At 69.8% G+C, this 11,096-nt stretch carries 5 protein-coding genes; all 5 read right to left on the bottom strand.

Annotated features, from left to right (window positions below):
- Nucleotides 1-114 precede the first annotated feature (114 nt).
- Nucleotides 115-1,695 (bottom strand): autotransporter outer membrane beta-barrel domain-containing protein, encoded by a 1,581-nt coding sequence (locus DLJ53_RS35175; protein ID WP_162409158.1) that lies wholly within the window; start codon nt 1,693-1,695, stop codon nt 115-117.
- A complete protein-coding gene (locus DLJ53_RS36375) occupies nt 1,692-7,064 on the bottom strand; it encodes a beta strand repeat-containing protein (RefSeq protein WP_111345471.1) in 5,373 nt (1,790 codons plus the stop codon). The genes DLJ53_RS35175 and DLJ53_RS36375 overlap by 4 nt, the downstream gene beginning before the upstream one ends.
- A gap of 564 nt (nt 7,065-7,628) precedes the next feature.
- Nucleotides 7,629-9,008 carry a calcium-binding protein gene (locus tag DLJ53_RS12190; RefSeq protein WP_111345470.1) on the bottom strand — a complete coding sequence of 460 codons (1,380 nt, stop codon included), beginning with the start codon at nt 9,006-9,008 and terminating at the stop codon, nt 7,629-7,631.
- 473 nt (nt 9,009-9,481) lie between these two features.
- Nucleotides 9,482-10,162, bottom strand: a complete 681-nt coding sequence (locus DLJ53_RS12185; RefSeq protein WP_111345468.1) for an RraA family protein — start codon at nt 10,160-10,162, stop codon at nt 9,482-9,484.
- Between the two features lie 122 nt (nt 10,163-10,284).
- On the bottom strand, nt 10,285-11,016 hold the full coding sequence (hutC, locus tag DLJ53_RS12180) for a histidine utilization transcriptional repressor HutC (protein WP_111345466.1): 732 nt from the start codon (nt 11,014-11,016) through the stop codon (nt 10,285-10,287).
- Nucleotides 11,017-11,096 lie beyond the last annotated feature (80 nt).

Below are 11,096 nucleotides of genomic sequence, written 5' to 3'. Positions count from 1 at the left end.
CGCCGGGTCGTCGGCCCGAACGGGGACGGCCCGCCCGAGCGGGAGCGCTCGAGCGGGCCGGACGTGTCCGTCGCGGAGGACGGGAGCGTTGCGCCGGGAAGGGCGCCGGGTCCGCTAGAAGCGGTACGAGAGGCGGGCGGTCCCGGAGTTCGAGATGTAGTCGTCGCCGAACGCACCGTCGTACTGGACGCTGATGTCGAGGCCACTCTTCGTCAGGACGCCGAGGCCGACGGCCACGTTGCCGACGACGCTCGGCATCGGGACCTCGGTGTCGAAGCCGCCGGCGGGGCTGCCCGCGAACTTCGCGTTGGTCGTGAACGAGTCGCTGCTCGACAGGCTCAGGCCGCCGCGGGCGAAGCCCCGGATCTGCGCCGCGCCGTTCGCCACCGCCTTCGCCGCGCCGATCTCGAGCTGCGGCGTCGCACGGACGACGAGCTCGTCGGTGCTGTCGACGTCGAGCGCGAGGAGGCCGACACCGCGCTCCGTGTAGCCGTCGACCCGCGAGTAGACGAGGTCGAGATCGACGAAGGGCTTGGCGTAGACGACGTCCGAGACGTTTGCGGTGTAGCCCGCACGGATCCGCCCGCCCACCGACGCGGCGTTGAAGTCCGCCTCGGCCCGGCCGCCATAGTTGGCAAGGTTCGGCGCCACCGTCCGCTTGTTGTCGACCCACGAGTACGAACCGGCGACGGCAACGCCGAGTTCGAAGCCGCCGAACGTCCGGGTGAGGCCGATGCCGGCGACCGCGGTGTCGAAGTCGCTGTCGACGAAGTCGTTGTTGCCGTCGATGGAGCCGTTCTCGTAGCCGAGGGTCGCGCTGGCGAGCCAGCCCGGCTGCACCTCGATCTGAGCGCCGATGTTGGTCGCGAAGATCGTGCTGTCGTAGCCGTTGCTGCCGTTCTGATCCGGTGCGATGCCGGTGATCTGCGCCCAGACGCACGAGCTCTCGAGCGGATCCTGGTCGCGCCAGGTGGCCGCGTTGATCGTCGGGCAGGACAGCGCGTTGTCGAGGCGGCGGTCCGACTGCGTGACGTTGATCGCCCCGATCGCCTGCGACGCGCCGGGCGACATGCCTTCCAGGGCATGGCGGAGATTGCCGCCACCGGCCACGGCGAAGCCGTTGACCTCGGCGAGGAGCTCGCTGTAGCGCCCGTCACCGCTCTGGAAAAGCTCGTCGAAGTGACCGCCGACGGCGCCGGCGGCCGAGCCCTTGCCGCCTGCCATCTCGGCGAAGCGGGTGCGCGCCGCGAGCACCTCGACCGCGCCGTTGCGGACGTTGAGCTCGTAGTCGACGGCACCGAAGTCGACGACGTCGAAGGCGCGGGAGATCCGCCCGCCGACGTCGAGGATCCTCACCGCGGCGTTCGGCGCCAGCGACGAGGCGTTGAGGTTGAGCTTGCCGCGCAGATCGGCGTTGCCCGTCACCTCGATCCGGTCGGCGACGCCGGCGGCGAAGTCGACGTCGGCGACCACGAAGCCGTCGGCGCTCTGCGTGAAGTTGCCTTCGATCCGGGTCACTTCGCCCCGGCCCTCCAGACCGCCCACGACGAGGCGACCGTTGTTCACGAGATCGCCCTGGTGGAGGTTCATCCCGATCAGCGAGCTCGTCGAGTTGTTGTAGGTGGTGCCGGCATACCCGCCGTTGTTGTTACGCAGGATGTTGCCGACCACCGTGGCGCCCGGGTCGATCGTCACGTCGAGGGTCGAGGACGAGCCGCCGTTGCCGACGAATTCGATGGCCGTGCGTTCCCCGTCCGGAACCTCCGTGCGGCCGTCACCGTGGCGCCGTTGCGCACGACGAGCGTGTTGTTGCTGCCGCCCGAGACGACGATGCCGCGCGCGTCGGCACCGAGGCCGCCGGTGACGTCGGCGCCGATGTCGAGGCTGATGGTGCCGTTGTTGGAGTCCCGGTTGGCGCCGCCCTGGCTCTGGGCGAAGATGCCGATACCGCCGACCCCGCTCGCCGTGATCGGCGCATTCGCGGAGGTGGTGATCGAAACGTCGCCCGACTCCACGCTGCTGCCCGTCTGGCTGGACGTTGCGCCGGCGAAGCTGCCGTCCGCGTCCGCGCCGAGACCGCCGCCACCGCCGATCGACTGCGCCACGACACCCCATGCGTGGTCGCCGGTGACCGTGACGCTCTGCGACAGGTCCAGGGTCACGTCGCCGCCGTCGCCCTGCGAGCCGGTTTCGCGCTGCAACCCGAACGGAGCGAAGTCGAAGGCGGAGAGCGAGAATTCGCCGCCGAGGCCGCCGCCGCCACCGATCGACTGGGCGATCAGGCCGTGCGCACTCTCGCCGGTCGTCGAGATCTGGGTCGTGGAGCTGATGTTGATGACGCCGCCGTCGCCGCCTTCACCGCCCTGACCGCCGACGCTGACGCTGGCAAGGACGTCGCCGGCCCCCGTCGCCGCGAGACCGCCGCCGCCGCCGATCGACTGCGCCAGAACGCCGTATGACGACCGGCCCGACGTCTGCACGAAGCCGCCGCCCGCCTCGATCGTGACCGAATCGCCGTCACCACCTCCGCCACCGCTTCCGCCGACGAGAGCCTGGACCTGACGGAGCTCGCCCGGCGTCGTGTCGGCCCCGGTTCCGGTGGCAATGGCGCCGAGACCGCCGCCACCGCCGATCGACTGCGCCAGGATGCCGATCGAGTTGTCGCCTTCCGTGATCGTGTAGGTGGTGGGATCGGCCGTGACGAGCACGTCGTTGCCGTCGCCGCCCTTGCCCCCGCCGCCGCCGAAGTCGCCGCCGACGGTGAAGACCCCTCTCGGCTGGTCCATCGCAATGCCGCCGATGCCGCCGCCGCCGCCGACGGACTGCGCCACGACGGCGTTCGCCATCGCGCCCTCCGTGACGATGACGCCGCCCAGCCCGACCGCCACCTGGCCCGCGTTGTTGCCGGAGCCGCCGGTACCACCGATCGAGAGCGTGGCGTTGCCGCCGCCAGCCTGCGAGGCGGCGAGCGTGGTGCCGCCGGTGCCGCCGCCACCACCGACGGACTGGGCGATGATGCCCTCGGCCCAATCCGCCGATGTGACGATCTGGCCCGTGTGCGTGACCTCCACGTTGCCGCCGTGACCGCCGGTGCCACCCTTGCCACCAATCGACAGGGTCGCGGAGAACGACAGCGACGGCGGCCGCGGGAGCCGGGTCGCACCCGCCTGCCCGGCGATGCCGCCGCTCCCGCCGATCGACTGGGCGAGGATGCCGTCGGAGTCGAATCCGGACGTGTAGATGTCGCCGTCGTCGGCCACGGTCACCATACCGGCGGCCCCGCCGTCGCCGGGCGCGTTGCCGAGATCGAAGTTCAGAATGCCCGTCACGGCGGTCCCCTCGACCTCGCCCTCGACGACCGCTTCGCCCCCCGTCACCGCGAGACGGTAGGAGTCGCCGGTCGACATGCCGCCGCCACCGCCGACGGACTGGGCGATGATGCCGCGCGAGGCGTCGCCGGTCGTCGTGATGCGCGAGGCGTTGTCCAGCGAGACCGTCACGTCGCCGCCGGTGCCGCCTGCTCCCCCGTCGCCGCCGATCGAGGCGCGCGCGGTGATGTCCACGATGCTCATGAAGGACCAGTCGGTGGCCGTGCCGGCACCCGCGTTGCCGCCACCGCCGCCGATCGACTGGGCGAGGATGCCGTCGGCGAAGTCGCCGCTGGTCGTCAGCGTTGTATCGACGAGTGTGACGTCCACCGTGTCGCCGTCGCCGGTGCTGCCGGCGCGGCCGCCCAGTGCGAGGCTTTCGCTCACATTGACGCCGGTGCCGTAGGAGAACAGGAACGGCACGCTTTTGGCGTCCGCGCCCGAGCCGCCGCCCCCGCCGACCGACTGGGCCATGATGGCGATGGACCCGTCGTTGCGGGTGGTGACCGCGCTCGAGTCGAGGGAGACGCTCACCTCGCCGCCGTCGCCGCCGCCGCCGCCTGATCCGCCCACCGTGTTGGAGAGGCTGAGCGCCGCCTCGAAGGGCAGGACGATGATCGGGACCGCGATCGTCTGAGTATAGGCCGTGCCGGAGTTGCCGAGACCGCCGCCGCCGCCGATGGACTGGGCGAGGATGCCGAAGGCATAGTCGCCAGTCTGGTCGGTCCTGTCCGGCTCGCCCGCGGGCGTGGTGCCGGTGTCGATGGTCGTGTTGGTGAGGCCCACGTCCACCTTGCCGCCGTCGCCGCCATCGCCGCCGCTGCCGCCGACCGTGGTCACCATGGTGAAGCCGATGTTGAGCGACTGCACGGCGAACGCCGAGCCGCCCTTGCCGCCACCGCCGCCGACCGACTGGGCGAGGATGCCGTTCGAGTAGGTCTGCGCGGTCGTCACGTGCGAGTTGGAGAGGTTGACCGTGACGCTGTCGGCCGAGCCGCCGCCGCCGCCGAAGCCGCCGACCTGTGCGGTGATGGGCGAGCCGACGCCGGCCGTGGCCGCCCAGCCGCCGATGCCGCCGCCACCGCCGATGGACTGCGCGAAGATCGCGCTCGAATCGACGCCGCCGGTGATGACGTAGGCGTTGTCGAGGTCGACGAGAATGTCACCGCCGTCGCCGCCGTGGCCGCCATTTCCGCCGACGCCCACCGTGCCCCAGCTCAGCAGCTCGTCAGCCACCGCCGCGCCGCCGAAGCCGCCGCCGCCGCCGATCGACTGCGCGAGGATGGCGTTCGCGGCATCGCCGGAGGTGGAGACGATGGTGGGGGCGGTCGTTCCGACATTCGTGCGCGGGGTGTAGTTCTCGAGCAGCGAGCCGCAGCCGTTGACGTCGCTCGTGATGCAAATGTCGTCGCCGTCACCACCGTCGTCGGCGCTGCCGCCCACCACGAAGTCCGGGACCACGGCGGTGAAGGCGATCGCATCGCCGCCGGTTCCGCCGCCGCCGCCGACGGACTGGGCCTGAACGCCGTGAGAGTAGTCGCCGTCCGTGTAAATGGTCGCGGCACCCGGAAGGGCGACGGCGATCTCGCCACCGTCGCCGCCGGCGCCACCCGATCCGCCGATGGCCGAGACGCCCACGCTGACCTTGTCGTCCGGTTCGGTATCGCCGGCCAGGACCGAGGCCGACCCTTCGCCGGACGCGAGGCCGCCGCCACCGCCGATGGACTGCGCCACCACACCGGGCGCCTGATCGCCGGTCGTCACCACATCGTTGGTGAGCGTCAGGTAGACGCCGGCGCCATTCCGGTCGGAGCTGTCGCCGCCGCCGCCCCCGGTGCCGCCGATGGCGAGCCCGCCGCCGGCCGCGCCGGCCGCGCCGCCGCCGCCGGAGATCGACTGCCCGAGCAGGCCGACGGAGCCGAGGCCGTGGGTGGTGATGTCGGCGGAAACGAGGATATCGACCGAATTGGCGACGCCGCCGTTTCCGCCGTCGCCACCGAGGGCCACGAAGACACCGAGATCCGCGCCCCCGGCACCTCCGGCGCCTGCGATGGACTGGCCGACCACGCCGTAGGAATGGTCACCGTTGGTCTCGATTTCGCCTGCGACGGTGCCATAGACGGCGCCGCTGACACCGCCTTCTCCGCCGTTGCCGCCGCTGCTGAGGATCCCGGTGAAGTCGTCGCCGACGCCGCCGCCGCCGCCGACCGACTGCAGCACGATGGCGCTCGCGAACTCGCCATCCGTCTCCACCGAGGTGCTACCGGCGGATGAGAAGGTGACCTGGCGCGCGTCGCCGCCGTCGCCCGCATCGTCGTCGGCATTGCCGCCGATACCGCCGATGGACTGGGCCACGACGCCGTAGCCGTAGCGGCCGGAGGTCGAAATGGAGGACTGGTCGTTGAGGTGCACGGTCACCAGACCGCCGACGCCGCCCTGGCCGCCGTTGGCGTCGCCTTCGAAGACGTTGTCGCTGCTGCCGGCGCCGCCGTTGCCGCCGGTCGAACGGGCGTAGATGCCCACGAGGTTGTCGCCGCGGGTGGTCAGCGTCGCGGTGCCGTCCACATTGACGACGATACCGGTGCCGGTCGCGCCGCTGCCGCCGTCCCCCGCGTCGCCGCCTTCCTCCGACGCGCCGCCGTTGCCGCCTTCGCTGATCGCGACGATCGCGCCGGAGCGGCTCATCTGCACGGGCGCGTTCCCGGCGGTGGTGTCGACCGTCACGTTGCCGCTGGTCGAGATCGTGATCGGACCGCCCTCGGCGCCGGTGGCGGGATCGTCCTCTCTCTCGCGCACGCCGTCGCCGCCGAAGCTGCCGCCATAGACGCCGCGCACGCCGTTGCTCGTCTCCTCGTCGCCCTGGGCGTCCCAGTAGATCGAGACGGCGGCCGTGTTGTTGATGTCGACCTTCCGGCCCTCGCCGCCCTTGCCGGAATCGAAGCCGCCGGTCTCGCCCTTGGACTCGCCGGCAACGCCCCACGCACGGTCGATGCCGCGAATCGCGGAACCGTCGGGCGAGCCGAGCGTGATCGTGCCGGACGTCTCCACGGTGACGTCGCCGCCGTGTCCGCCGTCGCCACCGTCCTGGTCGCCGATGCTGTCGTTCTCGTTCTTGTCGCCGGCCTTGCCGCCCTCGCTCAGGGCATAGACGCCGTAGATCGCCGCACCCGGGCCGATGATCGCGTCGGCTGCCGAGGGCAGGATGGTGACGTTGGCGTTGCTGCCGAGATAGACGTCGCTGCCGTCGCCACCGTCGCCGCCGTCGTCACCGCGGTCGTCCGGGGCGACACCCTCGCCGCCGCTGCTTCGCGCGCGCACACCATAGAGCTTGGTCTGGTTGCTGACGTTCTCCCTGCTGCCGCTGAGGGTGAGCGAGTTGCCTGAGTTCGTCACCACGCTGGCCTCGCCGCCGTCAGCGCCGGAGTTGTCGCCCTTCTCCGCCTGCAGGCTCAGCTTCACGATGCTGTCGACGTAGGAGCCGTCGGAGGTCGCCGCCGTGTCGGCGTCGATGCTCGTGGCGATCGTCAGGTCGTACTTCGTCCCGTCCTTCGAGATGTTGTCGGTGTCGATCTTGATGCCGCGCGGGTCCGCGCTCGTGACCGTGCAGGACTGGCTGCCGCCATTGTCCACCGGCGGACAGAGGGCGAGGGCGGCCGAGGTGAACATCGTCACCCCGACGAGGGACGTCGTTGCCATCAGGCCCCTGGCGAGGGGTCCGAAGCGGCGTGCGCGGCGGGGTGAAGCGACGGGTGGCATAAGTGGACCTCGGCCTTCGGCAGGAGATTATGAGCGCGACGCAACACTCGCCCTTTGACGGCCTCCCAAAGACCACAGTTCCACAAAGCTGACCTCTATAAGGCGCGCTTCAGGTGTCCTGCGAACTCGCTAGTTTTCCGATCGTTGCAAATGAGCATCAGCTTATGACCGAGCCGTGACAACTCGAAGCCACGACGTTGCTCCCCGGTCTTCAGATGAATCGGAATTGTAAATGAAGCGCGATTTGTTGTGCCCGCCGGCCCGCTCGACGAATCAACCGGTGCGGGCACCGCCCGTTGCTTCATTCAGGCAACCATTCTCAGATGAATTGTTCCCGAAAAACGGCCGAAATCTGGCGCCACAAAAACACCACAACACCGCATTCCCGGGGGATCGGGGTGTTCCCGGTCGAGGTTGGCACGTTGCTGCCCGCTCGCCTCTCTCCGGACCCGGCGTTTTAGGCAAACGCGGCCGCTCGGAGGAACCCGAGCGGCCGCACACGTGTCAGACGAAGGGCATGAAGGTGGCGATGTCGTCTGTGGTGAGCTGCGTGGCGTCCATTCCGTCGGTAAAGCGGGCGACGAGGTCGCCGTCTCCATCACGGATCGTATCGCCGGAGAAGGTCAGCTCGCCCGGCGACAGGTCCATGTCCTGAACGGCGATCACGTCCTCGTCGATGTCGAAGTCGGAGATCAGCAGGGCGCCGGCACCGCTCGTGATGACGAACATGTCCTCTCCCGCGCCACCGACAGCCGTGTCGAAGCCGAGGTCTCCGACGATCGTGTCGTTGCCGGAACCGCCGATCAGCATGTCGCTCCCCGATCCGCCGAACAGCAGGTCGTCACCTTCGCCGCCGTTCATCTCGTCGGCCTGCGAGCCGCCGTGGAGGGTGTCGGCCCCATCGCCGCCGAGAACCGTATCGCGGCCATAGCCACCGTCGAGAACGTCCGCGCCCTCCTGGCCGGCGACGACGTCGTTCCCCTTGTTGCCCTCGATATGGTCGTCGCCCTCGTTGCCGACGAGCGTGTCGCTCCCGGTGCGGCCGGCGATCATGTCGTCGCCCTCGCCGCCGCGCGCCACGTCCATGCCGGAGCCGGCGTTGAGGATGTCGTCGCCGCCCCGGCCCAGCATCTCGTCATCGCCGCCCCGGCCGATGATGATGTCGTCGCCGATGGTGCCCTGCTGATCGTCCGCGCCGTTGGTGCCGACGATCCTCTGCCCGGCGTCGGCCTGCTGGTCCTCCAGGATGTCGAGGGCCTGCGCTAGGTCGACCTCCTCGAACTCGCCCGCCGCGGCCGGAAGGATCGGCAGAAACCCGTTGGCGCCGCCGCCGACCTCGTTGCCCGTCCCCTCGCCTTCGCCGTCCGGCACGACGAGACCGTGCAGGACGAGTTCGCGCAGTTCCGCCGGCAGGATGTCGTCACCCTGGTACTGGGTGCCGGTCACCGGGCTGACGAACTGGCTGTCGTCATCCAGCGAGTAGCTGCGGATGAACGAGAGCGACCCGTCGGCCGCCGTCATCGGGAACATGCCGTCCGGGTTGTCGAGCGGCAGGAGGACGTCGCCGTAGGACGGCACTCCTTCCAGCACCTCGACGAACCCGTCCCGGTCGGCGTCGTCCGCGAGCGTGGGCGTGGTCGAGTCGACCGGGTTGCCGTCCGCGTCCATCAGCCCGTGGATGTGCTGGGCGTGGGCGACGTTCGGCGTCAGGTTTTCCGCCGAGATCGAGATGTCGACCGTCCGTTCGTCGAGGTCCACGCCGAGGATCGCGGTTCCAACCACACCCGAGCTGTTCAACGCGGCGAGATCAACAGAATAGTACTGGTCAGCGAATGATTTCAGATAGGTCTCGAAAAATTCGTAGCTCGGGTTGAGATGCGCCATAGCATTGCTTCCTCGTTTGCGCGCTCCGATAGCGGCCACGTGGCTCGTGGCTCCAGAAACGCAGCCATCATTGCCCCCGACAACGCCTGAATAGCGCCGGGGTGAGGGAGCAGACTGTCCTCGCTAAGCTAGGTTAGTCTCAGAAGAACGTGGTCGTCCCTACTGCCACTAGCGAGGGAACTCGCGATCCGGATGTATATCCGTCGTCCGCAGGCGATCACGAAAATGTCATCAGACCGCCCAGCCCGGCGGATTCTGGAGAAATCACTTGGAATATCATGTGTTTGCGCGGACACCGGGCCGGAACGGCGCGGATGGGGGCGGACGCGACCGAGGCGCAGCTCCGCCCGGTGCGCCGCGCCGTCCCCGTCAGGGAAGGCGCGGTGCGGATGGTCCAGAGCGGCTGCGGCCGGTGCGTTCGCACCCTGCGCCGACAGCCGCGGGGGTCATGGAGGGCGACACCCGCTCCAGGGTCAGACCTCGATCTCGCAGCCCCGGTCGGCGAGGATGGTGTCGACCCAGCGCCGGTCGGCCTGGCCGGCCTTGATGCGGGCCATCTCCTTCTGCTCGTCGGCATGCTTGGCCTCGGCGGCGGCGAGAACCGGCTCGACCGAGTCGAACGGGACACACAGCACGCCGTCGCAGTCACCCAGCACGAGGTCGCCCGGCTCGATGACCATCCCGTCGACCGCGACGGGGACGTTGATCTCGCCGGGGCCGTCCTTGTAGGGGCCCCGGTGAGAGACGCCGGCGGCGTACATCGCCATGCCGCTTTCATAGATGTCGTTGGCGTCGCGGATCGCCCCGTCGATGACGAAACCGGCGACGCCCCTCGTGCGGGCCAGCGTCGTCATCAGGTCGCCGATGATCGAGTTGGTGAGGTCGCCGCCGGCGTCGACGACGATGACGTCGCCCGGCCTCGCCATCTCGATCGCCTTGTGGACCAGCAGGTTGTCGCCGGGGCGCGTCCTGACGGTGAGCGCGGGACCGGCCATCTTCACGTCGGGCTTGTGGCGCGCCGTCAGGCGCGCGCCGGCCGCCGACATGCGCCACATCGAATCGCTGACGTTGGCGACGGGAAGGGCGGCGTATCGTGCGACGATCTCGGCGGAGACGGCGCGCCGGCGCTGGAGCACCCGGAATCCGATGGCCATTGTGGTCCTCTTGGGTTGGGCCTGGACCCGGCCGCGTGCCGCATCGTCAGGCGCTGAAGGGCACGGGGCGTGCCGAAAGGCGGGCGGCGCGCCGGACGGACGCGCCGTGAACGGCGGGGCCGCTACATCGTCGACTTCAAAGGCTGGAAATGGCCGATGAACTGGTAGCGGTCGCCGGGGTGGGTGATCTCGACGTACGTCACGGTGCGCTGGTTCTGCCAGGTCTGGCGGCTGAGCATGAGGCACGGGGCGCCCTTCGGCATGTCGAGCGCGCGCGCGGTGGCGGCGTCGGCCGCGACGGCGCGGATCACGTGTCGCGCCTCGGACCAGGGCACATGCTCGAGAAGCCAGCTTCCCGGAGGTTTCGTCTCGAACGTCTCGAACCGGGCGCGCGGCACCGCGTCCAGCATGATGAGCCGCTCCTCCAGCGCGTGGGGCCGCTCGTCGACGATGTGGAGGCAGGTCAGGCGCAGCACCTCCTGGCGCGGCTTGGCGTCGATGCGGGTCGCCTCGGCCGGGTCCAGCCGCTCGACCTTCATGGAATGGATCTCGAAGGCATAGTCGTGCCCGGCGGCCTTGGCCGCGGTGCCGATGTCCTGGATCTCCATGACGGTGCGTTCGATCTGCGGCTGGGCGACGAACGACCCGGCGCGGCGCTTGCGGATGATCATGCCGCGGTTGGCGAGCAGGCTGAGCGCCTTGTTCACCGTCATGCGCGAGCAGCCGTACTCGGCCTCCAGCTCGTATTCGAAGGGGATTCGCTGGCCGGGCTGCCAGCTCCCGTCCATGATCCGTGCCTCGACGTCCTCGCAGATACGCTGATGGATCGGCTTGGGGCGGCCGGTCTCCGTCATGGTGTCAGCTCGAGTGTCGGCACCTCGCCTCCCATTTCGGCCTTCGGCCGCGCCGGCCGCGCCCTTCGTCTCATTATGTA

The sequence above is a fragment of the Acuticoccus sediminis genome (genome assembly GCF_003258595.1).
Taxonomy (GTDB): domain Bacteria; phylum Pseudomonadota; class Alphaproteobacteria; order Rhizobiales; family Amorphaceae; genus Acuticoccus; species Acuticoccus sediminis.
Note: the sequence above shows the minus strand (reverse complement) of the source record. Positions and strands in the feature narration are given on the sequence as shown.